Raw genomic sequence first — 1,228 nt, forward strand, 5'->3', positions numbered from 1 at the left:
GCTCTTCGGGTCGAGAGGCGGCTGGCCGCCCTTCGGCGAGGCGAGCGTGATCTCGGCGCCGGCGTCCTTGAAGACGTAATACGGCCCTGCCAGCTCTTCGAGCCAGAAGCCGGTCTTCTTGCCGGTGTCGCCCAGAGTGTCGTGGGAGGTGAGTACGATGAGGACTTTCATTGTCGCTTGCTTTCGTCAAATGATGCCGCGCCGCGAGGCGTCGCCGCCGGTTGATTGGGAGCTCGATCAGCCGCATCGGCTTATCGACGAGACGACAATGGCACTTGCCCACATATTTTAGAAATTTACTTCTTCGATTTCAGATATTTATCTGAGATTATATCTCGATGAGATACGACCTGAACCTGCTTCCGGTTTTCCTGGCCCTGATGGAGGAGCGCAGCGTGACCCGGGCGGCAGCGCGGCTGGGCATCACGCAGCCGGCGCTGTCCAATTCGTTGAACCGCCTGCGCGACACCTTGCGGGATCCGCTGTTCATCCGGGAACGCTACGGCATAAAGCCGACGCAGCTCGCCGAGGAGATCGCGCCGACGATCGAGGCGGCGCTGGCGCAACTGGACGATCTCATCCTGAACCAGCAGGAGTTCCAGCCGGCAAACACCGAACGGCTGTTCACCCTTGCCCCCAACAGCTACGTGGAGATCGTGCTGATGCCGGCGCTGGTGGCGAGGGCGCGCGAACGAGCGCCGGGGATCAAGCTGCGCATGACGGCATTCGGCAACGATCTGGCCGAGACCGGCGTCATTTCCGGCACCACGGCCATGGTGCTCGGCCGGATCGTCGATCCGCCGGACAACCTTGTCGTCCAGCATCTCATGGACGATGGGCTGGCCTGCGTGGTGCGCAAGGACCATCCCGGCGTCCGGGACCGGATTTCCCGAGAACAGTACGAAATGCTCAAACATGTGAACGTGCTGCCGCCGGGCCGGCTGCGCGCTGGCGTCTTCCAGGCATTGGGGCAGCAAAACCTCAAGCGCGAGGTTGCGGTTTCCGTCACGCATTTCCTTGCCGTGCCGGAGATGCTTGCCGTCACCGACTATTGCGCAACGCTGCCGAAGCTTATCTGCCGCAGTCTCGAGCGCGATCCCCGGCTGAAAGTGCTGCCGACGCCGGTCGACCTCGGCACCTTTCCGGTGGAGATGGCCTGGCACGTTCGCTACCGCCACGACCCCGCCCACAGGTGGTTGCGCTCGCTGATCGGCGATCTGGCAAAGGA

General features: G+C 62.7%; 1 protein-coding gene and 1 pseudogene. One reads left to right on the forward strand and one right to left on the reverse strand.

The window, feature by feature from the left end; all coding sequences use genetic code 11:
• A pseudogene (locus EN738_RS36685) lies at positions 1–171 on the reverse strand (type 1 glutamine amidotransferase domain-containing protein); the annotation flags it as partial.
• A gap of 167 nt (positions 172–338) precedes the next feature.
• On the opposite strand from EN738_RS36685, the gene EN738_RS34400 reads away from it, so the two are divergent.
• A partial coding sequence (locus EN738_RS34400; protein WP_127287372.1) for a LysR substrate-binding domain-containing protein occupies positions 339–1,228 on the forward strand: 890 nt, incomplete at its 3' end.

Origin of the sequence: Mesorhizobium sp. M4B.F.Ca.ET.017.02.2.1 (genome assembly GCF_003998955.1) — a bacterium.
Lineage (GTDB): Bacteria > Pseudomonadota > Alphaproteobacteria > Rhizobiales > Rhizobiaceae > Mesorhizobium > Mesorhizobium abyssinicae.